General features: G+C 39.5%; 28 protein-coding genes. 20 read left to right on the forward strand and 8 right to left on the reverse strand.

All coding sequences use genetic code 11. From position 1 onward, the window contains the following. The first annotated feature begins 11 nt into the window (after positions 1-11). Positions 12-356 (forward strand): hypothetical protein, encoded by a 345-nt coding sequence (locus ABFY09_RS05315; RefSeq protein WP_347983259.1) that lies wholly within the window; start codon positions 12-14, stop codon positions 354-356. 5 nt (positions 357-361) lie between these two features. Then, positions 362-874, forward strand: a complete 513-nt coding sequence (locus ABFY09_RS05320; RefSeq protein ID WP_347983260.1) for a topoisomerase DNA-binding C4 zinc finger domain-containing protein — start codon at positions 362-364, stop codon at positions 872-874. Position 875: 1 nt separating this feature from the next. On the opposite strand, the gene ABFY09_RS05325 is transcribed toward ABFY09_RS05320, so the two are convergent. Continuing rightward, on the reverse strand, positions 876-1769 hold the full coding sequence (locus tag ABFY09_RS05325; RefSeq protein WP_347983261.1) for a TIGR01777 family oxidoreductase: 894 nt from the start codon (positions 1767-1769) through the stop codon (positions 876-878). A gap of 179 nt (positions 1770-1948) precedes the next feature. Here ABFY09_RS05325 and ABFY09_RS05330 point away from each other — a divergent pair, with 179 nt between their 5' ends. From ABFY09_RS05330 to ABFY09_RS05360, 7 genes are read left to right on the forward strand one after another with little or no spacing between them, the layout of a single operon-like run. Then, positions 1949-2356 (forward strand): CbiX/SirB N-terminal domain-containing protein, encoded by a 408-nt coding sequence (locus ABFY09_RS05330; protein WP_347983262.1) that lies wholly within the window; start codon positions 1949-1951, stop codon positions 2354-2356. A gap of 38 nt (positions 2357-2394) precedes the next feature. Then, positions 2395-3792 carry a Wadjet anti-phage system protein JetA family protein gene (locus tag ABFY09_RS05335; protein ID WP_347983263.1) on the forward strand — a complete coding sequence of 466 codons (1398 nt, stop codon included), beginning with the start codon at positions 2395-2397 and terminating at the stop codon, positions 3790-3792. Next, positions 3785-4429, forward strand: a complete 645-nt coding sequence (locus ABFY09_RS05340; protein WP_347983264.1) for a DUF4194 domain-containing protein — start codon at positions 3785-3787, stop codon at positions 4427-4429. Before ABFY09_RS05335 ends, ABFY09_RS05340 begins: the two co-directional genes overlap by 8 nt. A 9-nt stretch (positions 4430-4438) precedes the next feature. Beyond that, entirely contained in the window at positions 4439-7858 is a 3420-nt protein-coding gene (locus ABFY09_RS05345) for an SbcC/MukB-like Walker B domain-containing protein (RefSeq protein WP_347983265.1), read from the forward strand. Positions 7859-7874: 16 nt separating this feature from the next. Further along, positions 7875-8180, forward strand: coding sequence for a BolA/IbaG family iron-sulfur metabolism protein (locus ABFY09_RS05350; protein ID WP_347983266.1), 306 nt, complete (start codon positions 7875-7877; stop codon positions 8178-8180). 21 nt (positions 8181-8201) lie between these two features. After that, positions 8202-8504 (forward strand): STAS domain-containing protein, encoded by a 303-nt coding sequence (locus ABFY09_RS05355; RefSeq protein ID WP_347983267.1) that lies wholly within the window; start codon positions 8202-8204, stop codon positions 8502-8504. Positions 8505-8516: 12 nt separating this feature from the next. After that, entirely contained in the window at positions 8517-9662 is a 1146-nt protein-coding gene (locus ABFY09_RS05360) for a SpoIIE family protein phosphatase (protein ID WP_347983268.1), read from the forward strand. Between the two features lie 42 nt (positions 9663-9704). Here ABFY09_RS05360 and ABFY09_RS05365 read toward each other — a convergent pair whose 3' ends face one another. Then, positions 9705-10346, reverse strand: a complete 642-nt coding sequence (locus ABFY09_RS05365; protein ID WP_347983269.1) for a YecA family protein — start codon at positions 10344-10346, stop codon at positions 9705-9707. On the opposite strand from ABFY09_RS05365, the gene ABFY09_RS05370 reads away from it, so the two are divergent. The 4 genes from ABFY09_RS05370 (at position 10307) to ABFY09_RS05385 (ending at position 14238) form a co-directional block, all read left to right on the forward strand. Further along, entirely contained in the window at positions 10307-12214 is a 1908-nt protein-coding gene (locus ABFY09_RS05370) for an ATP-dependent DNA helicase RecQ (protein ID WP_347983270.1), read from the forward strand. The two genes, ABFY09_RS05365 and ABFY09_RS05370, sit on opposite strands and share 40 nt — an antisense overlap. Continuing rightward, the gene (locus ABFY09_RS05375; protein ID WP_347983271.1) at positions 12198-12710 is read left to right on the forward strand and encodes a SprT family zinc-dependent metalloprotease; all 513 of its coding nucleotides are present in this window, start codon (positions 12198-12200) and stop codon (positions 12708-12710) included. Before ABFY09_RS05370 ends, ABFY09_RS05375 begins: the two co-directional genes overlap by 17 nt. Before the next feature lie 111 nt (positions 12711-12821). Continuing rightward, positions 12822-13661 carry a tRNA 2-thiocytidine(32) synthetase TtcA gene (gene ttcA, locus ABFY09_RS05380; RefSeq protein ID WP_347983272.1) on the forward strand — a complete coding sequence of 280 codons (840 nt, stop codon included), beginning with the start codon at positions 12822-12824 and terminating at the stop codon, positions 13659-13661. A 10-nt stretch (positions 13662-13671) separates the two neighbouring features. Next, positions 13672-14238, forward strand: a complete 567-nt coding sequence (locus ABFY09_RS05385; RefSeq protein WP_347983273.1) for a YfaZ family outer membrane protein — start codon at positions 13672-13674, stop codon at positions 14236-14238. A 71-nt stretch (positions 14239-14309) separates the two neighbouring features. On the opposite strand, the gene ABFY09_RS05390 is transcribed toward ABFY09_RS05385, so the two are convergent. The 3 genes from ABFY09_RS05390 to hemN are packed head-to-tail and all read right to left on the reverse strand — an operon-like array spanning position 14310 to position 17027. Beyond that, positions 14310-14852 carry an adenine phosphoribosyltransferase gene (locus ABFY09_RS05390; protein WP_347983274.1) on the reverse strand — a complete coding sequence of 181 codons (543 nt, stop codon included), beginning with the start codon at positions 14850-14852 and terminating at the stop codon, positions 14310-14312. An 18-nt stretch (positions 14853-14870) separates the two neighbouring features. Then, positions 14871-15635 (reverse strand): fumarate/nitrate reduction transcriptional regulator Fnr, encoded by a 765-nt coding sequence (fnr, locus tag ABFY09_RS05395; RefSeq protein WP_347983275.1) that lies wholly within the window; start codon positions 15633-15635, stop codon positions 14871-14873. A gap of 21 nt (positions 15636-15656) precedes the next feature. Then, positions 15657-17027: an oxygen-independent coproporphyrinogen III oxidase gene (hemN, locus tag ABFY09_RS05400; protein ID WP_347983276.1), complete on the reverse strand. Its 1371-nt coding sequence runs from the start codon at positions 17025-17027 to the stop codon at positions 15657-15659. A 174-nt stretch (positions 17028-17201) separates the two neighbouring features. On the opposite strand from hemN, the gene ABFY09_RS05405 reads away from it, so the two are divergent. Further along, on the forward strand, positions 17202-17786 hold the full coding sequence (locus ABFY09_RS05405; protein WP_347983277.1) for an alpha/beta family hydrolase: 585 nt from the start codon (positions 17202-17204) through the stop codon (positions 17784-17786). A 50-nt stretch (positions 17787-17836) separates the two neighbouring features. Beyond that, positions 17837-18070 (forward strand): sulfurtransferase TusA, encoded by a 234-nt coding sequence (gene tusA, locus ABFY09_RS05410; RefSeq protein WP_347983278.1) that lies wholly within the window; start codon positions 17837-17839, stop codon positions 18068-18070. A gap of 66 nt (positions 18071-18136) precedes the next feature. On the opposite strand, the gene ABFY09_RS05415 is transcribed toward tusA, so the two are convergent. Both ABFY09_RS05415 and ABFY09_RS05420 read right to left on the reverse strand, forming a co-directional pair. After that, entirely contained in the window at positions 18137-18730 is a 594-nt protein-coding gene (locus ABFY09_RS05415) for a CBS domain-containing protein (RefSeq protein WP_347983279.1), read from the reverse strand. A gap of 45 nt (positions 18731-18775) precedes the next feature. Next, positions 18776-19084, reverse strand: coding sequence for a hypothetical protein (locus ABFY09_RS05420; protein ID WP_347983280.1), 309 nt, complete (start codon positions 19082-19084; stop codon positions 18776-18778). A 232-nt stretch (positions 19085-19316) separates the two neighbouring features. Here ABFY09_RS05420 and adhP point away from each other — a divergent pair, with 232 nt between their 5' ends. Continuing rightward, on the forward strand, positions 19317-20327 hold the full coding sequence (gene adhP / locus ABFY09_RS05425; protein WP_347983281.1) for an alcohol dehydrogenase AdhP: 1011 nt from the start codon (positions 19317-19319) through the stop codon (positions 20325-20327). 106 nt (positions 20328-20433) lie between these two features. On the opposite strand, the gene ABFY09_RS05430 is transcribed toward adhP, so the two are convergent. Further along, positions 20434-20859, reverse strand: a complete 426-nt coding sequence (locus ABFY09_RS05430) for a MaoC family dehydratase (RefSeq protein WP_347983282.1) — start codon at positions 20857-20859, stop codon at positions 20434-20436. Between the two features lie 67 nt (positions 20860-20926). Here ABFY09_RS05430 and ABFY09_RS05435 point away from each other — a divergent pair, with 67 nt between their 5' ends. The 4 genes from ABFY09_RS05435 (at position 20927) to prmB (ending at position 24550) form a co-directional block, all read left to right on the forward strand. Beyond that, a complete protein-coding gene (locus ABFY09_RS05435) occupies positions 20927-21571 on the forward strand; it encodes an HAD-IIIA family hydrolase (RefSeq protein WP_347983283.1) in 645 nt (214 codons plus the stop codon). A 3-nt stretch (positions 21572-21574) separates the two neighbouring features. Beyond that, positions 21575-22615: a signal peptide peptidase SppA gene (gene sppA / locus ABFY09_RS05440; RefSeq protein ID WP_347983284.1), complete on the forward strand. Its 1041-nt coding sequence runs from the start codon at positions 21575-21577 to the stop codon at positions 22613-22615. A gap of 191 nt (positions 22616-22806) precedes the next feature. Next, positions 22807-23586, forward strand: coding sequence for a hypothetical protein (locus ABFY09_RS05445; protein WP_347983285.1), 780 nt, complete (start codon positions 22807-22809; stop codon positions 23584-23586). 49 nt (positions 23587-23635) lie between these two features. Beyond that, positions 23636-24550: a 50S ribosomal protein L3 N(5)-glutamine methyltransferase gene (gene prmB, locus ABFY09_RS05450; RefSeq protein ID WP_347983286.1), complete on the forward strand. Its 915-nt coding sequence runs from the start codon at positions 23636-23638 to the stop codon at positions 24548-24550. The last annotated feature ends 3 nt before the right edge of the window (positions 24551-24553 follow it).

Here is a 24553-nt window from a genome sequence, read left to right on the forward strand (position 1 = left end):
TGAAGGTTATTATGAAAACAATCAAAATTATCTGTATTTCTCTTGTTTTTCTTTCGTCTTTTGCCCATGCGGAAGAAACAATGTGGGAAAAAATGAAAAGCGGTGCTTCAAGCTTATGGGAAAAGACAAAGAGCACTTCTTCTGACGTTGCGGAAGATGTTTCCGATAAAGCCTCTGAATTAAGTGACGAAATACCAGACAAAACAAAAGAAGCTGGTAAAAGCGCACTGGATGCCATGAAAGAAATTGGAACCGCTGCAGCAGAGAGTGCACGTAACGGTGCCGCTAAAATTAAAGAAATGGTGGACGAAAACTGTGAAGAAGATAATGCCCTTTGCTTTAAGGACAAAGAGTAATATCTGTGCGGAATGATGATGAGAAACAATCATCTAAAGTCACAAACTGGGAACAAGAATTTCTAGAGCAAAGTGACGCACATATCAAAGCAGCTAAAGTTCGTTATCGATGCCCTAAATGTGAAAGTTTGTTGGTGTTGAAACAAGGTAGCAAAGGGGAGTTTTGGGGGTGTGATTCTTATCCAATTTGTGATTACACCGCCAATAACGAAGATGGAAAGCCAGTTAGGGCAAAACGTTATTTGTGTCCATCGTGTCATTCTCCGTTACGAAGAAAAACCTTTAAAGATAATGTTTTCTGGGGATGTTCAAACTACCCAGATTGCAAAGTGACGGTCGAAGACGATAAAGGCGTACCATCTAGCACTAAAAAGTATCCTTGCAGAGCCTGTGGTCATTATCTCATTAGGAAAAAAAGTAAAAACGGTTACTTTTGGGGCTGCATCCAATATCCAAAATGTACCAACACTTTAAATGACGACAAAGGCTTACCCGTTCTCCGTAAGAAGTCCTTATAAGTTATGGGCTAGCCTGATATTTTTTCTCAATGTCTTTTAATGCTTCGCCTAAGAGGCTGAACTCAAATTTAAAGCCTTTCTGCTCTAATCTATAAGGTGTAACTTTCGCTCCCTCTGTTAATAAACTCGCCATTTCACCCAAGAGTAAAGTCATTAGCCATTTTGGTGTAGGTATAAAAGCTGGGCGTTTAAGAGACTGCCCATAATTTAAAGCAAAGGATTTTTGGTCAATGAATTGCGGTGCAACAAGATTATAAACACCGTTATAGCTAGGATCCGTCATTGCTTCCACGATGGCTTTTAGAACATCGTCAATGTGAACCCAAGACAACCATTGTTTGCCTCCTGAGATTGGTCCACCTAAACCAAGTTTGAAGGGAAGGCGCATTTTATCCAATGCGCCTCCGAGCCCAAGAACCACGCCTAAGCGAAAGATTACAACACGGGTTATATCGCTTGAAAATTGCAAAGCAGCATCTTCCCATGCCTTGCATAAATCATGAGTAAAGCTTGGCACTGGTGCTGTATTTTCGTTTAAAACACCGTTTCTTGTTGTGCCATAGAAGCCAATGGCAGACATAGAAATGACACGCTTTGGCGGGTATTTAAGTTGCTTGCGTATATTTTCTGTCAAATCGACTCGGCTTGAATGCAGAATTTTCTTACGCTTTTTAGTCCAAGGTTTAGAGGCAATATTTTCTCCAGCAAGATTGATGAAAACATCAAATTCAATGTCTATCGTATTCAATGTATCAATAGTAACTTGCTCAATATCTGCGTCGATATCCGATTTTTTCTTTCTAACTAATGCGTAAATCTTATGATTATTTTCTAGTAATTGCTGACGCAAAACATGTCCGATAAAACCCGTTGATCCAGATAATAGAATTACCATTGTGTCCACTCTCCATTGATGGCTTTTCTAAATTTATACGCTTAAAAAAGGAAATAAGATCAATGCTTTCTCGATTTTTCTAGCTGAACTCGAATATTGGCTATTTTTTGTCAAAATCATCCAAGAGATTTGCAGGTTTTTTTATCTGCACCTTCTTTTTCTGCAATAGGATGGCTAAAATGAATTGTCAAAAAACTTTAGGTATCAGAATGCTACGCAAAGAATACGATCACATCATACTTCTTGCACATGGAAGTCCTGACCCTCTTTGGAAAGAACCGTTTGAATCATTATATTTACAAATCAGCCAAATGTATGGTGCAGATAATTCCAGCTTAGCTTATATGGAACTGACGATTCCGACATTGGAAGATGCTGTTGCAGCGTTAAGCAGTAATGTGAAACAAGTAGCGGTATTGCCACTTTTTTTGGCCGTTGGTCGTCACCTAAGAAAAGACGTTCCTTCTCAAATTGAAGCTTTGCAGCGCAGTGATTTAGAGATCAAACTGCTTCCTCCTATTGGCGAAGATACCTTGGTGCAAAGCGCTATTCAAACGGCCATTGCTCAGCATTTAGGTAAGGCTTAGTATGTTGATACTTTTAATTGATTCATGGAGTCGAATTAATGTTATTTAAACATCTTCCTGATGAGATTTTTCAGGCATTAAGTGGCTCAAATAGGGCGTTAATTGAAGCGGTTTTAACCGATCTTGCTGAAATTTTCTATGATCATGCAGAAGACCCAATTAAAGATAAATCAACTATCATCGAATCAATTGAAGATACATTACACAAAGTAGATACCTTCTCATGGCACGATGAACAAAAAGAGTCTTTTGATTCCCCAAAAACCATCCACGATTATGCATTAAGAATTTATCACAGGTTGGTAAATACTGGTTGGTTGGTTGAAGAGCAAGAGCTCTATCGTGTCAGTGTCTTAATGACGCCTCAAATTTCAATGCTATTGCGTTCTTTGGTTGAAATCAGCCGTCATGGTAAGCGCAATTACGGTGCTACGGTTTTAAGTATTTTGAGTAACTTAGAGTCCGTTACCAAATACCCTAAAGAGCGTGGTGTGACTTTACGTCAATCGGCTGAAGCGTCTCGTGATTTCTCTGCACACCTTAACCAAATATTATTGGGTATCAGAAGTCTTCAGAAAGAGCTTTTTGCAAGCCGCGACCCTAAAACCATTGTCGCTGGTTTCTTTGATTTATTTGTTGAAGGCATTTTAATCGCCGACTACAAAACCATTAAGACGAGTAACAACCCATTTCGCTTCCGTCGCCAGATTCTAGAATTGACTCAGGACTTTTTATCGAACCCTGAAACGATGGATCAGGTTGCGCAATGTTATGCCGATCAGCAATTAATCAGCATGGCAGAAGCAGAAGTCATGGTTGAAAAAGATTGCCGAGATATTATTCAAACATTCACGAATATCGAGCAACGCTTAGAGAGAATTGACGAATATCGTTATCGCTTAGAAAAGCGGGCGGCAGACACCGCACGTTATATGGACAGTTCTCGACCTGGTATGGCGAACAAAATTTCTGGCATCATTTCAGACGTTGCTAAGTTCGAGAAATTGCCAGTTTTGAAAACCGTAATAGGCGCTCGTTTTGTTGGAATGGCTTCGGCCGCACAACCGACAAAACGCCGAGAGCCGCCACCGCCACGAGTGATGACGCCAGCTGAAGTGTCGGCTGATGCGATCAAAATACGAGATCAGCAGCGGCGCTTTCATGAGGCGCGTCAAGTTACAGTGCCTAAGATGCAGACTTACTTAGAAAAGCAAATGGCTACAGTCGATACTAAACATATTCTTGAGTTTACGATCGACTCCGTTGAAGATTTTGTTTGTTTTGATCATTTGCGTTACATAGGGTCTCTCGGTGTGAGTGCAAAGAAACTAGAAGACTTATTTGAAATACACTTCACCAACGAGTATTTGGATGTACATGAATTCGTTGAATGTCGCGAATTTAAAGTGGTACGTAGGAGTAAAGCGAATGCTTAAAGAATTAAAAAAGGTTGTTGAAGAGTCAGGGAAAGACGCCCAAGAGTTTCAGCAAACAGCGAATTTTGTTTTAGCGAACCAATTTGCGAGTGCCTATAAGCATGGACAGCGAAAACATTATTTATTGCTAGAAGCGTATCAAGAGTATTTTGATCGCTTATTTGATGCCTTAGGTATGAAGCTTTATATCAATGAAAACGAGCGTTTGGCTGGTGTATTGCCAATTCAGCGAGAGGCCTTTGTTCGATTGAAAACCGAAGAAACGCTGTTTTTACTAGTACTTCGTCAAATATACGAAGAGAAGGTTGAAAACTTCGAAGTCGATAATGGCTTTGTCGCAACCAATACTCATACGATTCTAGATCGCTTTGTCCAGTTAGTTAAACGTGAAATCCCAAGTGAAACTCGCTTTAAAGAAATATTAGCTTTATTTAGTCGTCATGGTGTTTTAATCCGTGGCAAAACCTATGAAGACGACAGTAAAAATCAGATGATTAATATCACGCCTGTTGTGCGATTGATCGTGACAGAAGCGTATTTGAGACAGTTAGAATCATTTAACGGTGCGGATCCAGATGAAGATGATATCGACTCGGATTCTGATTTTGAAACAACACAAGATACAAACCAAGAATAGGGCCTAAATATGAAAAAGCTAAATCGAATCGTATTAGTGAATTGGTACCTGCTTGGTGCAGAAGAAATCGAGATTCGCGGCAATACCGCTATTATTGGACCGACAGGTTCAGGTAAGTCTTCTTTGCTTGATGCTATTCAAACTGTTTTAACTGGCGCAAGTAAACGCCATTTAAACTATAACGCCAGTGCCAATGATGGCAAGGCAAGTGGTCGAAGTATTCGCTCTTATATTTTGGGTATGATCGACTCAGGCCAAGCTAATGCAAAGGTATTCGGTACACAACCAAGACAAGATGCGACTTGTTATCTTGCTCTTGTTTTCGAAGACAGTATCACAGGAAAAGAATCCAGTGTTGGTTTGACATTAAGTGCTTCTCTTGCTTCACCAGAAGAAGACATACTAGGGCGTTTTGTATTGCCAAATTACGGCGCAAGAAAAACCGATTTCATTGATGTAGTGGAAGGAAAAAGTTACAAAGCGAAGCCTTGGGTTGAAGTGCGTGAATCGATTAAAAAGATTTGCCTGGATCCGTACATTAAATCAGGCAGTGCATCGGCAACTCAATACATTAATCGCTACCTTGAAGAGTTAAGCCCTAGTTCAGAGCAACCGATTACGCTTGACTCCTTTTTAAAGAATTTCAAAAACGCATTGAAATTTGTTCCTATTGCCTCACCAACACGCTTTGTGCAGGATTTTGTTTTAGCTGAAGCGCCTCTTCAAGTTGGTGCCTACCAAAAATCGTTGAACGAATATCGTGAATTAGAAGCCAAAACCTTGGAAGTTTCTAAGCGTATTGATGATTTAAAATTAATTCAGCAAGATTGCGATAAGAAACACCAACAAGAACAAAGTGCGATCAATTACCAATGGATTGCAACCGAAGCACGTTTTGATGAGCTTGGCAGTAAACAAGACGAAATCCAAGATCAGTATGAGTTACAAAAAGAACGTGAAGATGAGATTGAAGAAGAGTTAACCACCCATGCGAGTCTATTAAAACAGCTGCAAAGTCAGTTACTTCGTTTTGAGCAACAATATGAACACTCTGATGTTGGTTTGAAGCTGCAGCAACTGGAGCAAAATAAAAAATTGCTTGTTTTGCAGGGCCAGCAAGATCAGAAAGCCGTTTTGCAAGCCCGTCAATTGACCTTGTTATTATCTTCGTTTACTGAGTTCAAAGATGTCTTGTCGAAAGAGGCAGTTGCTCTTATAGACGAATTTTCTTCATTTGAGGAGCTGATTTCAGAGAATGGAAAAATAGAAGGTAACTTAAAACCTCTCACACAAAAGTTAAGCTCTCTGAATGCCATTTTGGATAAAGAAAAGTCTCTTGTGTTTGGGCAAAGGTCTGAGCTAAACCGCACGATTTTGAACTTGAAAGATGAGTGCAAACAATTAGAGTCGGACGTTTCTTCTCTAAAAGGTGGCGTTAGTCCACTTTCTCAAAATACAAAACGCCTTATTGCCTTGCTAAAAGATGCCAATATTACGGCAACGCCTTTAAGCCATTTAGCAGAAGTTACAGACAGAAAGTGGCAAGATGCGATCGAAGGGTATTTGGGCGCTCAGCGAGAAGCATTGATTGTGGAGCCTGAAGACGCAGAAGAATCTATTCGTATCTTCCGCGCTCACCGTCGCCAATTAATGGGGTGTCGTGTTGTTGATACAACGCAAACCCGTTTGTGGTTAAATCGAGGCGATAGAAATTCAACATTACGCTTTATACGCTGTAATAATGATCATGCTCAGGCTTATTTAAATCGTCGATTAGGTGGTATTAAGCCGGTTGATACTGAACGTGAATTGTTAAGAGAAGACAGTGCCATGACAGCCGATGGCATGCTGAAGTTGGCGGGCACTATTTCTACCATACGTTCTGTTCCTCATATGATGGTCGGCATAAACACCGAAGGTATGCGTGACTCTCGTGAAAAACAACTTGCCACATTAAGCTCAGAACTAATGAGCTTCTTGAAAGCAGACCAGCGACTTGAGCAAGCGGATTCCTTACTTGGTCGCGTTATAGCGAATAATCAGTTTGATGTGGAAAGCTTGGGAAATGCGGGACATAGCATTACTCGAATGAACCAAGAACTAGAGGCCATTGAAGCGGAAATTGAACAGCTTCAAAAGCATGATGATACTGATCTTCAGGAGCGTATTGATGAGCTTAAAGAGCGTATCGCCGTCATCGAGTTAGAGCAGAAAAAATTGGACCGAGAACGTCAACAAATTTCTGAACAGTTTGGTGCGTTAAACTCTCAGAAGAGCCAATTGAGCTCTGCACTGTCAGCGCTAGATGAAGAGCGTAATCGCTTGACCTCCCATCCTAATTACGATGCTGAATTTGCAAGTGAGCGCTATTCACTACTAGAAAGTAGTATGGTAAGTGGCGCGGCTATTTATAAAGAAGCGATTAGCCGAGCCGAAAAAGCCAATGAGAAAGCTCGTAGCTTTGATCAAAAAGTTCGAAAAGAAGTGGCTGACCATTATGCGAAATATCATCAGGCGAATCTTGATAATGACACTCAGCTTGACTATTTAGAGTCTAAGTTTGAAGAGTTTGAGCATTATGTTTCTTATCAAATAGATGTTCTTAGTGAAACCGAATTAGCCAAATACGCTAAACGTGCAGAATTGGCTCGTCGAGAAGCAGAAGAAACCTTCCGTTCTGATTATGTGTCCAAATTGAAAGACTCTTTGGATCAAGTGGCACACATTATACGTGAGCTAAATGGCAGCCTTAAACGCCGTCCGTTTAACCATGAAGTTTATCAGTTCCGCTATTACCCAAATGGTGATATGAAAGACATTCTTGATCTTGTTGAGCGCTTCAGCACACAAGATCAAGCGAATGTTGGGGGATTATTTGATCCTAAAATGAGTGATGATCCTGAGCATGCTCGTGCGATATCAGCAATTCAAGAGCTGATTTCAGATGAAGAGAAGCAACAGGACTTAGCTGATTACCGTAAGTTCTATAACTTTGAAGTCGATATATTAGACTTGGAAGGCAACAAGAAGACTACTTTGAGCCAGCGTATTCAGACAGGTTCTGGTGGTGAGCACCAAATTCCATTCTATTTGGCGATTGCTGCTGCTTTGTCTACGACTTATCGATTGCATGAAACAATAGAAGGTGAAATCGTCGGTGGCTTTTCTTTGGCTATGTTTGATGAAGCTTTCAACAAAATTGATATGGTTAAAACATCCACTTGTATGGGCTTTATGAAAGATATTGGTTTGCAGGTGATTGCCGCAGCTCCAGATGATAAACGAGCTGTAATGGCTGCTAATATGGATACAATTATCAGTGTATGGCGAGAAGGCGGTGCAGTTTCTATTGATGTTGCTTACCCTAAAGAAAAAGGACAGATTCTCTTAAACGGTCAATCTGATGATACCTTGCTAACCAGCGTGTAATAGAGAATTAGATAGCATGACAATAGAGTCACAAATAGCCCAATCCATTACAGACAGCTTAGATGTTTACCATATAACTCTCGAAAATGAGAGTTATATGCATAATGTACCAGAAGGGAGCGAATCACATTTTAAGCTTGTTTTAGTAAGTAATGCATTTGAAGGGAAACGATTGGTTCAGCGTCACCAACTTATTTATGCTACCTTGCAAGCTGAGATGACAAAAATACATGCGCTTGCAATGCACCTTTATACAGTAAGTGAATGGGAGGAGCGCCAATCTAGCGCTCCAATGTCTCCAAAATGCCACGGAGGGGAATAGGGCGAATGGCCCTAGTATTTTATGAGTATTTCAGTTCAGACAAATGATTCTGTAGAAACGGTGACGATTACTATAGTCGGTAGTTTCGATTTCTCTTTATTTAACGAGTTTAGAGATGCTTACTCGAATTTAGGTAAAGTCTATAAAGGTTACATTGTTGACATGAGCATGGTCGAATATTTGGACAGTGCTGCATTAGGTATGTTGCTAAGCATGCGAAATTCGATTGATGCCGAAAGCAGCATCGAGTTGAAAGGAGCGAATGATTTTATCAAGAATATTTTAATGATTTCGCGCTTTGATAAGCGCTTCGATATTCATTAAGGGCTAAGCAAGATGAAATTATTATGCGTAGACAGTGAACCCGTTTATCGTGAAATTGTTTCTTTATGTGCTGAAAAGTTAGACATTCAAGTGAAGTCAGTTGCTACTTATGAAGAAGCAATTGACGCCTTTTCAACATACGTTCCAGATATAATCACTCTTGATATTATCTTAAAAGGTGGGAGTGGCTTTGATTTAATTCAGCAGTTAAAGAAAATGGCAGGAAGCCGCTTTATTCCTGTTATTGTCCTCGCTTCTCATACCTCTGATATTATGATGGAGAAGTGTTTTCAGGTTGGTGCTGATGATTTCCTTTCTAAGCCTTTTAATGAAGTTTTATTCAATATTCGCTTTAAAACTCATATACGTCATGTCGAGTTGATGAAGGAAATGTACCACAAAAACAGAACGCTTACTTACTTCCAAAAAGTTATTGAACGTGAACATGAAATGGCTCATCAAGTTTTGAACCATATTCAAATGAGAAGTGAGAAGAACTCAGAGCATCTCGCTATTACTCGTTTATCCGCGGCCATTTTTAATGGTGATTTGGCCTTAGTTAAGACTCGCTCTGATGATACTCGATTAGTTTTTGTCGGCGATTTTACAGGCCATGGTTTGCCTGCTTCCATTGGTGCGTTACCTGTCATGCAAGCTTTTTTTGACGCAGTCGAAAACCTCACAAGCATTGGCGAGTTGGGGTTACGTATTAATCAAATACTTTTAGGCATTCTTCCCGACTATATGTTTTGTGCGGGATACCTGATGCTAATTTCTCCTGATGGCGAGATTCAATATTGGGGTGGTGGAATGCCTAATGCGCTTATAAGGCGGGTAACAGGTGAAATACAGCCATTGACCTCTATTCATATGCCGTTAGGCGTGTTGTCTTCTTCTGAATTTGAATCCATTTTACAAAACGAGAAACTTGGTCAAGGTGACACTCTCGTTATCTTGTCTGATGGCGTTTTAGAGCTAAAAAATCATCAAAACCTGATGTTAGGAGAAGAAGAAGTGAATAAGCTCATCATAGAGTCTTATGGTGAAGAAGGCTTAGTTGAAGCACAAAAGAAAGTTGAAAAGAGGCTAGTTGATCATTTAGGTGAATCTGAGCAATTCGACGATATTACTTTGGTGTCGCTAAGAAGGGCCCGCTAAATAAGAAAATATTATTCAGTGGGCTAAACCTCGCTATTCTTATTACTTTTTATTGTTGTGCTTTTTGCCCTTATTACTTTTTGGCTTCGGTGACGCTTTTGGAAATGGGCGTTTTTCCGGCTCTGTTCGAAGCACTAAAAATAAGTCTGTTACTACCTCCGGAATTTGTGCGATGCATGATTTTGTGAGTTTTTCACTGGCTCGTATTTGGGAAACTTCTTCATCATCAAACAGATCGGACGCTACCATTACGGGTAATAATAATTCTGCGACAACTTCCTCTTTTTCTGACTCAAACCAATGTGATTCGGTCATAAATACGCCTTCCATGAATCCAGAGGCCCATTCTTGTAGTTCGCTTAATTCGTCTAGTGTTGTTCCCATTTCAAGTTCGCATGGAACTAAAAAGCCATCTTCTGACTCAAGCTCTTTCTGAATATCTAAATACAAGCGGGATAAATATTGAGTAATTTTTTTCTCTTCTTTTTCATTCTGGAACTTAGGCGTGTCTTCAAATACAACTGGAAGCCATGTGCCTTCAGTAAGATTAGCAGGACAAATAGCCAAAGCGGTTAAAAAGCCATGCGCCATAACAAAGTTTTGACATTCCTCATGAACTTGATCCGATTCCAAAAAGTTTTCTAATGTTTCTAATTCAAGATCATCAAGAGGTTGGTGTGCCATGTAATTCATTCCTAATACAGATTAAGTATCTGATTTTAGCGAAAAGAAGCAGAAAAATCGATGCAGAAAACTCAGAGTTAAGAGATAATTCGATAATGAACTTGAAGATGCAAACCCTTTCTCGCTTAGGCTATAACGAATTCCGACCATTACAGGAGCAGGCGATTGATGCCTTGTGCTCAGGGCAAGACGTATTGCTTGCAGCGCCTACTGGCGGTGGTAAATCCTTGGTTTATCAAGCAGTAGGACTAATGCGAAAAGGAGTAGCAGTTATTATAAGCCCCTTGTTGTCACTTATGTCACAACAAGTTGAAGAGCTGAACAAAAAAGGGATTCAAGCCAGATTTTTAAATTCAACCTTAAATCCGGGCGAACAAGACGATTTAATTTGGGCTCTACGCCACAATCACATTGATTTATTGTACTTGTCGCCAGAAAAACTCGTCCAGCCATCTGTGATAGGCTTTCTACACAGCTTTGATATTTCTTTATTTGCAATTGATGAAGCCCATTGTATTTCTCAGTGGGGGGGCTCTTTTAGACCCGAATACAGTCAACTTGGTCAGCTAAAGGCGGATTTTTCTGATGTTCCTTTAATTGCCTTAACAGGAACTGTAGATAATAAAACTATTGGGAGTATTCAAGAGTCATTACAGCTTAATGATTGTTTAGTTTTAAAAAATAGTTTTGACCGCTCTAATATACACCTCCATATTGCTCAGAAAAGAAAGGCTAAGCAGCAAATTCTTTATTTTCTTCATCATGAAGTGCCGGGGGAAACCGGTATTATTTACTGTCGTTCCAGAAAGAAAACAGAAGAGCTTTCAGGATGGTTAAATCATCTAGGTTTTTATAGTTTAAGTTATCATGCTGCAATGACAGAGGAGTCTAAAGAAAGGAGTCATCAAACCTTCGCCACGCGGCAAGGTACTATCATGGTGGCGACGACAGCATATGGTATGGGAATCGACATTTCTCATATTCGTTTTGTCATTCATTTAGATTTACCTAACAGTCCAGAGGCTTATTTTCAGGAGGTCGGCCGTGCCGGGCGTGATGGTAAATCTGCAAAAGCACTACTTCTCTATGGTTTGCAAGATATGTTACAGGCTCAACAGCTAATATCGCAGCAAGAGTATGTGTCTGAAAATGAAAGGCAAAGCTTGGCGGCTTTATTTCAGCTTTTAGAAGCCAGAGGCTGTAGAAGGCAAAATATTTTGTCGCATTTTAATGAAGACTCTGATGCCTGCAGTTATTGTGATCGATGCCTTTCATCTAAGTCAGAACAAAACATGACAATTGCCAGCCAAAAAATATTGTCATTGATTTACCACACCAAAGGCCTGCAAAGTTTTTCTGTTTTAATTGGTATTTTGTTAGGTAAAAGAAATAAATCTACAGACGCTATAAATGCTAAATCATTAAGCGTTTTCGGAAAGGGTAAAGAGCTTACAGAAGCCCAATGGAAATCTGTCATTCGCCATTTGATTGCATATGAATTCATATCATTAGGACAGTCTCAAGTGTTTACTGTACATATTAATGAAAAAGCACGTGATATTTTGAAAGGTAACACCCAAATAATTCTACCTAGTGAACATTATTATCCGACTTTAAGTGAAGCGGAGTTAGGTGCAGATCATATACGTTGGCATAAAGTACTTGCTTGGAAACAAGACCAAGATGTGTTCGATTTGAGTGAATCTCAGCTCAGACTCATCTGTGCACATAAGCCAAAGACAGTAGCATCTTTGAGTCGTTTAACTGGACTTTCTAAAGAGCAAGTGTCGAATTTCGCAGCTTCCCTTATTGATATAATTCATCAAGAGGAGACTGAAAAGATAATGCCTTATGTCCTTAAATTCTGAAAGCCTTATTGCATTGAATGCCGTTATTGAAGAAATGAATCGCTGCTTTGATAAAGCGGATCATTTTTTTAATCATCATTTCAAACGCTCTATCTGTAACTTTAAGCAAAGGGGGAGAGCAGCAGGTACGGCACACCTCCAAAAAAACGAAATGCGTTTTAATTATTTCATGTATTCCCAAAGCCCTACTGAGTTTCTAGACACAGTAGTCCCTCATGAAGTGGCCCACATTATCGTGTTTCAAATATATGGGAGCACGGTCAGACCTCATGGTAAAGAGTGGCAAGCTGTTATGTTAAAAGTATTTGGTGTTCAGCCAAGCCGGACACACACTTTTGACGTTCCTACGCCTAAGGTCAGTTACGAATACATATGTAAATGCAGTAAACATCAATTCACACAGCATCGACATAATCGAGCCCAAAAAGGCACAGAATATATCTGCAAAACCTGTAAATCCAGATTAGAGTTTAAAAGTCCATCTGTTCAATGCTAGGTTTACCTTAGGAAGTAGGAATCTTCATGGAGATTTTCTTATGTCTTTCATTTTTAATGCGAAAAAACTATTGTTATAGTAGAATCATGGCGTTTTATTTGCAGCGTATATATGATGGATTTATCGACTAAACCTAAAGAAAAGCTCGAGCTTAACAAGCTCCAAAAACGCCTTCGCAGGCTGACAGGTCAAGCTATTGCTGATTTCAATATGATTGAGGATGGCGATAAAGTTATGGTGTGTTTGTCTGGCGGTAAAGACTCTTATACTATGCTTGAGATTCTTCGAAATCTACAAGCTAGTGCGCCGATCAACTTTAGCATTGTTGTGGTAAATCTAGATCAAAAGCAACCTGGATTTCCAGAGCATATACTACCTGCTTATCTAGAAGAGGTTGGTGTAGATTTTCATATTCTAGAACGAGATACTTACAGTATTGTTAAGGAGATTGTCCCTGAAGGTAAGACAACATGCGGTTTATGCTCTCGTTTAAGACGAGGGTCATTGTATGGTTTTGCTGAAGAAATTGGCGCAACCAAAATTGCACTTGGTCACCACAGAGACGACATTCTTGAAACTTTATTCTTAAACATGTTTTTTGGGGGCAAGCTAAAATCTATGCCGCCAAAGCTACTCAGTGATGATGGAAAACATGTTGTTATAAGACCGCTTGCTTATTGCAAAGAAAAGGATATTGAAGCCTTTTCAATTATGAAAGAATACCCAATTATCCCGTGTAACCTTTGTGGTTCTCAGGAAAACTTACAACGACAAGTTGTGAAAGACATGCTTCAACAATGGGAAAGAGAATACCCAGGCAGAACAGATTCAATGTTCACTGCCATGCAGAATGTTGTGCCATCACACATGGCAGACACTGAATTATTTGACTTTAAAGGTTTGAAAAAAGCTGAAGACGCTATGAACCGCTTAAACATTATTTCTCTATAGGATGATAGAAATGAATTTTACATATAAAACTCTATTATTGACGGTCGGCCTTTTAGGTGGTTCATTTGTTCATGCTTCAACGGCTGGTGTGAGCTTGACTAATGAAACCATTAAAGGTGATGTTAATTTAGATATGGGGCCTTTTGGTGTTAATGCTGGCGTTACCAATGACACAGAAACAAATAGTTCTTCAGCTCATGTAGGCCTAACTGTTCAAGACTCGGGAGGTAATGGCCCTTTAGAAACAGGCTTAGGTATCAGGCTTAATGTAATAGATGCCGATCTTAATGATGATGACAATGAGTTCTCTGTAGCTCTTAGCTTAGGAGGATGGTACAGATATACTTTGCAGCAAGCCAATAGATTGAGTATTTATGGATCTTTATATTACGCGCCAGAAGTCTTGTCTTTTTCCAATTTAAACCATACTTATACATATGATTTTCGACTTGAGTATTTAACAATGCGTAACGCTCGTGCTTATATTAGCTATGCAAACACCGTTATTATTTATGATGATGAAAGCCGTAAAGAAATTAATAAAGGCTTTTCGGTTGGTGCTACAGTCGACTTTTAAGTCAAGCAAGTTTCTAGACAATAAAAAAGGTGGCCATAGCCACCTTTTTTATTGGAGATTAAACGCTTATCTCAATCACCATCGTACGCACAAAGACTAAAAACAGGTACGTCACTTTCACGTAACTTTTCACTACCACCTAAATCGGGTAAATCGATAATTGCAGCAACCTCTTTGATTGTTGCACCTTGTCCAGTTAGTAATTTAATAGCTGCAAACAAAGTGCCGCCAGTTGCAATTAAATCATCAAACAAAAGTACATTATTACCTGCTTTTACCGCTCCTTCTTGTATTTCAAGCTCAGCTTCTCCGTATTCCAAAGCGTAAGCTTGAGAAACAGTCTTACCTGGAAGTTTTCCTTTCTTGCGAATAAGGATAAGAGGCTTTTGCAACTCATAAGCCAATACTGCAGCAATTAAAAAACCACGAGCATCAATACAAGCAATATGAGAAATATCAGAAGACATATAGCGGTGAACGTAAGCATCAACGACCATCCTCATTCCTTTAGGGTCACTAAAGATAGGAGTAATATCACGGAAGCTGATGCCTTCTTTTGGCCAGTCTTCTACTGTTTGGATTAGTGATTTAACATAAAAATCATCGTAGAGCATATGCAGTAACGCCTTAATTTATCGAATGTTGGCGATTTTACCACAATCACTCGCAATCCCAACGAGTTTTTGCATTTCAGGGAAATTGACTATCTCAATTTCTTTACCATCAACATGGATTAACTCATTTTTTTGAAAACGCGTGATCACTCGACTCACAGTTTCAACTGCTAAGCCTAGGTAGTTTCCTATCTCTCCACGAGACATAGAAAGTCGAAACGCACTGGCAGAGTAGCCACGCTTTTTAAACCTATTGGACAGATTTAATAAGAAAGATGCGACTTTTTCATCCGCATTTTTCTTGCCTAGCAAGACCATCATTTGTTGATCATCCGATATTTTTCGACTCATTACCTTAAACAACTGGTGCCTCAAAGAAGGAATCTGAGTAGATAGCTCTTCTAAATGAGTAAAAGGGATCTCACAAACCGTTGTAGTCTCAAGTGCCTTGGCAGAAACTGGGTAGGTATCTGAATCCACACCACTTAAGCCAACCAATTCACTAGGGCAATAAAAACCTGTAATCTGCTCTTCACCAACGGACGTTATGTTAAACGTTTTTAGTGTGCCTGAGCGTACAGCATAAACAGAATCAAATTTTTCACCTTGGCGAAATAAAAAGTCACCTTTTTTAAGTGGCTTTTTACGTTCAATAATTTGATCTAGTTTATTGATGTCCTCATCAGCTAGAGCGATCGGAAGGCAAAGTGCACTTAAGCTACAATTCTGACATTGAGACGTAAGTGTACTGTTAAACCGTGTCTGTGCGTGTGTTGCTGACATGTGAATCTCCCTGACCTGATGTTATATAACTTTTGAGTATTTTATATTGTTGTTTAGGTACTTATCGAAAATCATACAAATACAGCGAATAAGTAATCTACCACGTTCTGTCACTCGGATAATGGTCTGCATTCCATTATCCTGCATTTCAATCATACCGTCTTCAATCATTGAGGTAAGATTATCTACCTCTTTTGAGAAATATTCAAAAAATCTAATATTATTTTTTTGCTCAATTATCGTAGTATTTAACTCAAATTGAGAAATAAGGGTCATAATAACCTGATGCCGAATACGGTCATCAGAATTACTGATATAGCCTCGACTAATAGCCAATTGGCCTTTTTCAATACTGCTTCGATATAGGTTTAAATCAGTATGGTTTTGAATGTACACACCACTCAGGTCGCTGATAGCAGAAACACCAAATGCCACTAAATCAGTTCCGGCATGAGTTGTATAGCCTTGGAAATTTCTCTGCAATAAGCCCTGTTTCTGTGCTTTTGCAAGGTTGTCATCAGGCTTTGCAAAGTGATCCATTCCTATGTACACGTAACCCGAATCTATAAGGTATTCAATGCTCATTCTCAGTAATTGCACTTTGATACTTGGAATAGGAAGGCTTTCTTCCGATATTCGTTTTTGCGATCTAAACCTTTCAGGTAGATGGGCATAATTAAACAGAGAAATGCGATCGGGCGATAATGCAATAACCTTATCTAGAGTGTCCCTGAAGCCCTCAATGGATTGATAGGGAAGACCGTAAATCAAATCGAAGTTTATAGATTTTATATTTATTGCGCGGGCGTCTTCGACCAGCTGAGAAACGGTTTCAAGAGATTGAACTCGATGGATCGCCTCTTGTACTTTTCTGTCAAAGTCTTGAACGCCAATGCTAATTCGATTTATGCCCATGTCAGTTAGCAATTTTAACTTAGAGGAGGTTATTTCTCTCGGGTCAATTTCGATGCTGTAATCTTGTGAGCCATCATTCACTAGATTGAAATACTGGTTTATTGTTTTGAATAAATCTCTAATTAGCTCCTCTGTTAAAAAAGTAGGTGTACCTCCTCCAAAGTGCAGTTGGGTGACTTTTTTAGAATGGTCGAGCATAAGGCTGCGAAGCCTCATTTCCTCACCAAGAAACTCGACATACTCTGCGCCTTTTTCATACTGTTTCGTCACAATTTTATTGCATGCGCAGTAATAACAAAGGTGTGCGCAAAATGGTATGTGAAAATAAAGGCTCAACGCTTTATCTGAAGGCATCATCATCTTGTCTATTAAAGCAATCTTACTGATGCCTGAATCGAACTGAGGCGCCGTTGGGTAGGATGTGTACCTAGGTCCTGATAAATCGTATTTATTAATAAGAGAAGAATCCCAAATCATGCTGTATTCCTATTAAAATTTCTAATAGCAGTTTACTCCTATGGTCTGGGGCTTTTTCTGACACAGGTCAAGATATGACATCTCTGTAAAAATTAAATCATTCCCTAAATAAGATTGGATAAGCTCTCAAGCGCTCTTATAATCACGATAACTTAATTTTTAGTTCATAGATTCATGAAAAATATACCTTTATATCTCGCACACGGTGCCGGTGCAGGGCACAGCAATACCTTCTTAAATGATCTCGGTAACGCGATTTCAGCTAAAATGTATCAGCCCATTATTCCAATCACTTTTTCTTATATGCAAGAAGTGGAAAGCACGGGAAAGAGAAGACCGCCACCGCCTTTTAAGCGTCTTGTCCTAGAGTTTTTCGACTATATAAAAAATGAGGTTGCTTGTGTTGTTGCTGGGAAATCAATGGGAGGCCGTGTTGCTGCACAGTTGTCGAACGAGCCTATGGTAAAAGCGATTGTTTGTTTTGGTTTTCCTTTTTACCCTGCCGGTAAGCCTGAAAAACACAGGCTTTCTTTTCTTGAGAATATGGAAGTTCCTTGCTTGATTGTCCAAGGAACACGAGATCAACTTGGCTCTTATGATTGGGTTAAGCAGCAATCATTGCCTGAAAATGTCAGCATTGTTTGGGTTAAAGGTGCTGACCATGATTTTAAAGTGTTAAAGAAATACAATAAGACAACCACTGAAACCATTTCGAATATTGCTGAGATTACACAGACTTGGCTTCGCGATATTCTGTAAGCCGTTTTACATTTAACATGTTTGAATAAAAGCGATAAAAGAGGATTGTTATGGAACACCAAGCAGTATTTGATGCAACAGGCTTACTTTGCCCAGAGCCAGTAATGATGTTGCACGTAGAAATGCGAAAAATAGGTGCGAAAGATGTACTTAAAGTAATTGCTACTGATCCATCTACATCGCGCGATATCCCAAAATTTTGCCAGTTTCTAGGTCATGCATTGATCAATCAGGAGCAAGAAGGCGATACGTATTTTTACTGGATTGAAAAGAAACAGAACTAAAATAAAAAATGCCTTCATATTTATATACGAAGGCATTCAGAAAGGCTTAAAAGCCAAATTTAAATCTTAAGCAACTTTAAGTCTTTTTGCTTGAAAATTTTGACCTAGAATAGCATTGTGGTATGTGTGTTTGAAGCTCGAAAGAGAGACATCGACGTCTAGTCTCAACTGGCGCACAATGTCATTAGATGAAATCAAACCACGAATTGTCTTTGTATTTTCATCAATAACCAATAAATGCTGAAGAGGGTTTTCTCTTTGACTGTATAAAAGAGACTCTATGTCTGAGTTTTTTAGAGATGTGTGAGACAATGCGAGTAAATCTTCTTTTGGTCTCATTAAGTCCGCAACCATAAGTTCAGATCGTTGATAGCCTTCAGCAACCATTTTAATAAGAGCGTCTTCAGACAAGTCTTCTAGACTAATAATACCGACAAAGTGGTTGTCTTCATCAACAACGATTTTCATACGGACGTGTTCTTTCTTCATCAATTTAACCAGCACGTCAGCGCGGGTGTTCGCCTCAATCACCCTTGGGCCGGCTTTATCAAAATCCGTGAATACAGATAGAGCGGATGAGTAGATAGTAATATTCTCGATAACTGCAGGCCAAGTAAGATCGTTAACGCTTTTTGTAGAAACATAAGTAAGTGTTTTCATAGTAAAACCCCATTAAAAAATAAATAAATGCGAAATATGGGTGAGTTATATCAATGAAAACGGAGGGGCCCTTGGGCTAATATCAGTATTAACGTTTTCTTTATTAGGGAAGCAATAGTATGAGGAGAGTGTATTAGGAAATTCAGAAGAGCGTTTTCTAATACTAAAAGATGAAGCAATAAAATTGTTATCAGAGCTTAACTCTTGATCTGGAGCAATGACTTCATTAAAACGCTGCTCTACACTAGGTTCTAACCATTGCAATTGATTTACTTCATGAGCATTTACGCGCTGAGATATCGTCAATAAAGACGATAAAATCACGGCAATGATCATAAGTAATTGAATTTTCATAGGAGCAGCCGAGCCTTTTGGTAAAGCATTCATTTCTTTCTATTCAATAAATATATGCCCACTGTTTTATAAATCCTAGCTTTTTTTAATAAATGAGCTTTCTTTCCATGATCTCGCGTTTTATTAATAAATAAGGTCAACTTGTAAGAAACTTGATCTAGGTCGTCTTTATTTTTAGTAACTCAGTTAAGCTGATGGAGTAGAAAGTCACTCATTCGTTTAGGAGGGTATTATGAAAGCTGCTGTTGCGAACACATTTGGTTCTATCCTTAAAATTGAAGATATTGCAAAACCTAAGATAGAACCATATCAAATACTCGTTAAAATCCATGCTTGTGGTGTTTGCCATACGGACTTACATGCTTGCCATGGTGACTGGCCTGTCAAACCGACATTGCCATTAGTTCCAGGTCATGAAGGTGTTGGTGAGGTAATTGAAGTCGGCGACGCCGTTACTCATATAAAAAATGGCGATCGTGTCGGTATTCCTTGGCTCTACAGTGCTTGTGGTCATTGTGAATATTGTTTAAGCGGTAGAGAAAGTTTATGCCTTTCACAAGAAAATGCAGGCTATTCTGTAAATGGTGGTTATGCTGAATATTGTGCTGCCCATGCGGATTACGTTGTAAAAGTGCCTGAAAGTTTGAGCTATGTAGACGCTGCACCATTATTCTGCGCGGGTGTTACCACTTATAAAGCACTTAAAGTCTCTGAGGCTAAGCCTGGTAATTGGGTTGCGGTCTTTGGTATTGGTGGTTTAGGTCATTTGGCTGTCCAGTATGCTATCGCTATGGGATTCCGAGTTGTAGCGGTGGATACAAGCAATGCGAAACGTGAGTTGGCGATGTCACTGGGTGCTGAGCATTATTTGGATTTTAAAACCGATGATATTGTTAATGATATTCTTTCAAAAACAGGTGGCGTTCATGCCAGCGTGTGTACAGCTGTTAGTAAAGTTGGCTTTAGACAAAGTTATGATGTCGTTCGACGTGGTGGTAAATGTGTTCTGGTCGGTTTGCCTCCAGAAGATATGCCGCTACCAATTTTCAATACAGTTCTAAATGGCGTCAGTGTTGTTGGTTCTATAGTCGGCACTCGAAAGGACTTAGAAGAATGTTTGGAATTTGCTGCACGCGGAAAAGTAAAGGCCATCATAGAAGAGAAAAAGCTCGAAGATATTAATGAAATTTTTGCAGATATGGAGAAAGGTGAAATCACAGGCCGTATTGTCGTTTCTATATAAGCGAGTTTTTGGCATAGCTTAGATATAATGTCTGTAAATAAAAAAGAGCGAAGCTGATAAAGCTATCGCTCTTTTTTTATAGTCTTTATCAGCTCAACTTAAAAAATTATGCTGTTTCAGCTGGAAGCATGATCGTTGCTTCGCCTGTGACAACCACTTTACCTTCGCATTCGCAAACTGTTTTAAGGGTAGCGCGGCGTCGACGCTCATTGATGTCTGTTACCGTAACAGTAGTGACAACTTCTTGACCGACAAAAACAGGTGAGCGAAATTTCAGTGTTTGCTCAAGATAAATGCAGCCTGGCCCAGGTAGTTTTGTGCCAATAGCTGCAGAAATAAAACCGGCTGTTAACATACCGTGAGCAATGGGCTGCCCAAATGATGTTGTTGCTGCATACTCAGCATCTAAGTGAACAGGGTTAGTGTCGCCCGTTACGTCCGCAAAAGCTTGCACATCTGCCTGAGTGACGATTTTGCGATACTCAACATTTTGGTCAATGGAAAGTTGTTCTAATGTGTATCCAGAAGTCATTACCTATCCTTATATTGCAATTTAACGCTATGGTACACTTTCGCCACATTATTCTTAAGAGGTATCTATGGTTAAGTTGGTGATTTTTGATTGGGACGGTACCTTATATGATTCTATCGACACAATTTGCCAGAGTATGCTGCATGCAGCGCAATTGGCTGGCGCACCAGATCGCAATAAAGAAGACGTTAAAAACATCATAGGTTTATCACTTGATAAAGCGGTTCAGGTTATTTGGCCTGAATTACCCATTGTTGAGCGCAATGTAATTATCGAGCATTACAAGCAAACTTATGTGGCAAAAGATCAAACTCCGCCGAATGCGTATGAAGGTGTTATTGATACCTTGAACAAACTGAAAAACGCTAATATTAAGTTGGCTGTTGCGACGGGGAAAAGTCGTCGAGGCCTAGAGAGAGTAATGGGACTCACAGAAACAAAGGGGTATTTCATCGCTACTCGCTGCGCAGATGAAACGCAATCAAAGCCTCATCCTCTAATGCTGGAAGAACTGTTAGCAGAGCTTAAGTTAACGCCAGATCAGGCTGTTATGGTGGGAGATACAGAATACGACTTGAATATGGCAGCAAATGCTGGAATGAAAAGCGTAGGAGTCACTTATGGTGCTCATAAAACAGCTCGTTTGCAAGCTTGTCAGCCTCATGCGTTAATCGGCAATTTTGATGAATTATTAGATATTTTAGGATTATAGAAAATGGCTTGGATGGAAGACGAAGACCAAAAAAAATCTCAAGAGCAAGGTATAGAAAGCATCTTAAAAAAAGAAGGTGGAAAGCCTAAAGAAACAGTAGGGGGTACTGAAAACCAGACCGATCCTAATAAAGAAATTTGGTCTCTACTTGAAAAAACCTTAAGCGAAAACATTGTTGAAAAGCGTAGAGCTAGGCGTTGGAAGATATTCTTTCGATTATTCGCTTTGGCTATTATTGTCACAGTGATATCTACTTGGATTATGCGGTCTAACATGCCGGAAGTTGGATTTGAAGAGGATGTCGTTGCTGTTATTCCAATGCGCGGCGTGATCGGAGTGGGTTCAGATATAGAGTCGAATGAATTTGTTGGTTTGATAGACCGTGCATATCGTAATCCGCAATTAACAGCTGTGGTTATTGAGATGAACAGCCCAGGTGGTAGTCCTGTACATTCCGGCATTATTTATGATGCCATTCAAGAGAAAAAGGAAAACTATCCGGACACTCCTATCATTGTCGTTGTTGAAGATATGGCCGCGTCAGGAGGTTATTACATCGCGGCGGCCGCCACTGAAATCTATGCAAATAAAGCCAGCCTTGTTGGTTCTATTGGGGTGATTTCTTCTGGTTTTGATGTGAGCGGTTTGCTTGAAAAAATAGGTGTTGAACGTCGTACTTTTACCGCAGGTAGAAACAAAGCTTTCCTTGACCCTTTTGCACCAATGACAAAAGAAGCAAAAGATAAATGGCAAGTTGTATTAGATGAAACTCATCAACAATTTATTGATGCCGTTAAAGAGGGTCGTGGTGATCGATTAACCATTACAGACGATGTGTTTAGTGGAATGGTATTTACCGGACAGCAAGCGGTCAAAATTGGCCTTATTGATGGGCTAGCAAGCGTGCAACATTTATTGAAGCATCGCTTCCCAAATGCCAGACCTGTTGTGTATGCGCCTAAGCAAGAACCATGGAAAGAGCTTGCGAAAGAATTGGGTGTTGAAATAGCAACCAAAATAATCAATACAAGCAACATTCAGTAAATTCTGACTGTAAATAAAAAGGCTCCTTCGGGAGCTTTTTTATTGCCTGTTACTAACCACTGCATATTACCAAGCTTGTCAGTTTAATCAGCCAGTAAAGAAGAAAAGCGAGGAGGTGGTAAGTTTTAATTTTTGAATATATTTGATAATATTTTTATCTTATTTATTTTTTATTGTATTTAGGTAGCTCTATGGCTCGAAAAGCGAACATTTTGAATGAGGAAATCCACCAAGCATGTTGGGAGCTTCTTGAAAAAAACAGTTTCCCCAATATTCCAAGGGTCGCAGACTTCTTCTTAACCAAAGATGGTCGGCGTTGCTCCAATACAACTCTCATGAAGGCTATTGCAGAATGGGAAGACATGTACAAAGAGCAGCAAGAACATGAACTTAAAGATTTAGATGAAGTGCTACTACCAGCCTTTAAAAGTTTCTCAAGAAATGTAACCAAGAGCTTCGGACTGCTTCTCGATGAAAAAGTCGCAGATCTTGAAAAACATCAAACACAAAAACAAAACGCCACAGAAGGTGGTTATTTATCGTTATCTAGCGCCTTGGTTGAGCTTCAGCAAGCGTATGAAGAAATTGAAGAGCAGCACGCTAGTGCAGAACGAAAAAACCTTGAACTTGAACAGCAAGCTTTATTACTCGAACAAAGAAACCAAACTCTATTGGCTCAAAATCAAGTATTAACAAAGCAGCTTGAACAAGAAAGAGAGGGGAGCATTGAGCTCCGTCTTAACTTATCACAGAGAGAAGTGGACCTGGCCAAACTTGACAATAAACTAACCCAAACACGGGAAGAAAAACGGCAAGCATCCAATGAGATCACTCGTTTAAAAGAACAATCAAACAAGCAGAATGAGCGCAATTGGGCGAAAATTACGGACACATTAAAAAGCTTATCCTCGTCTGTTCAGGTTCTTCAAAGCCAAGCAGAGGAACACAAAGATAGAGGCAAAGAGAAATAGCCGCTATAATGCGCCCTTTATATTTAGCCCATTCTTATTAAGAGAGAACATGCGCAAAAATCAATCCGCTATTCGTGATTTATCAACGATTAAAGATTTTATTCGTTGGACATTTAGTCGTTTTCAAAACGCCGACTTATTTTACGGACATGGCACAGACAACGCTTGGGATGAAGCCGTTCAACTCGTCATGGGTACGCTGAAACTGCCTCTAGACTTCGATCGAGATATGCTAGATTGTGCTCTTACTATTGATGAAAAAAAACGCATCTTAAAATGCGTACATACTCGCATCACCAAGCGAGAGCCATTACCTTATTTATTAGGTGAAGCTTGGTTTATGGGGTTGCCATTTAAAGTAACCAAAGACACGTTAATCCCTCGCTCTCCGATTATGGCGCTATTAGAAAGTGAGTTTTCTCCATGGCTTAAAAATTATCCATTAGATATTCTAGATATGTGTACAGGCTCCGGCTGCTTAGGAATTACTGCAGCATTAACTTTTGACGATGCACAAGTCGATATTACAGACATCAGTGAGCAAGCTCTTGTTGTCGCCAATGAAAATATTGTACGTCATCAGGTTGAAGACAGAGTAAACGCGATTCACTCTGATATGTTTACAAGCTTGCTAGGTAAACGATACGACCTCATTATTTGCAATCCTCCTTATGTTGATGCCAATGACTTTGCCTGTACGCCAAAAGAATTTCATAATGAGCCAGAATTGGCGTTAACATCTGGACACGATGGGCTGGATTTTACACATGATTTTTTAGCTCAAGTGGCGAATTATCTGCAAGATGACGGTATATTAGTCTACGAAGTTGGAAACACTGAAGTAGCGTTACAAGAAGCCTATCCAGATACACCGTTTATGTGGGTAGAATTAGAGCAGGGTGGAAATGGCGTTTTCATTCTAACAAAAGAAGAATTAAGCAAACTATTACAAGAGCAAAAATAACTT

Source organism: Marinomonas sp. 5E14-1, from assembly GCF_039939215.1.
Taxonomy (GTDB): domain Bacteria; phylum Pseudomonadota; class Gammaproteobacteria; order Pseudomonadales; family Marinomonadaceae; genus Marinomonas.